Consider the following 607-nt stretch of genomic DNA (forward strand, 5'->3'; position numbering starts at 1 on the left):
CAGTATGGGCACCGCCGCCCCCGGCAGGAACACCACCGCCCCCGGCAGTACGCATGCCTAGACGCCCAGGGCTCAGCGCCCGACTGAAACTCACCCTCAGCTACGCCGGGTTCCTCGCCGTCGCCGGCGCTCTCCTGCTGGCCGTGGTGTGGGGGTTCTTGCTGCGCTACGTACCCGACAACTCCCAGGGCCTTCTCGGGATCTCGCCCAACCGCTACCTCCTTGTGCACACCTTCGCCCCCGCCGCGGCCGTGGCGATGCTCTTCCTGCTCGTGTTCGGCCTCCTGGGGGGATGGATCCTCGCCGGCCGGATGCTCGCACCACTCACACAGATCACGGATGCGGCACGGATGGCAGGGAGGGGGGCGCTGTCTCATCGGATCCGCATGAAGGGCCGCCAGGACGAATTCCGTGAACTCTCCGACGCGTTCGACTCGATGCTCGAACAACTCGAGTCCCACGTCGCCGAGCAACAGAGGTTCGCCGCGAACGCCTCCCACGAACTGCGCACCCCGCTGGCGATCTCCCGCACGCTCCTCGACGTCGCCCGCAAAGACCCCACGCGGGACCGAGGCGAACTCATCGAACGCCTGCACGCCGTCAACAC

General features: G+C 67.9%; 1 protein-coding gene. It reads left to right on the forward strand.

Annotated elements, in window-relative coordinates:
* Window positions 1–53: 53 nt before the first annotated feature.
* Window positions 54–607, forward strand: a 554-nt coding sequence (locus FXF52_RS41235; RefSeq protein ID WP_148805070.1) for a HAMP domain-containing protein, incomplete at its 3' end; no start/stop codon positions are given.

The organism is Micromonospora sp. MP36 (assembly GCF_008119785.1).
Lineage (GTDB): Bacteria > Actinomycetota > Actinomycetes > Mycobacteriales > Micromonosporaceae > Micromonospora.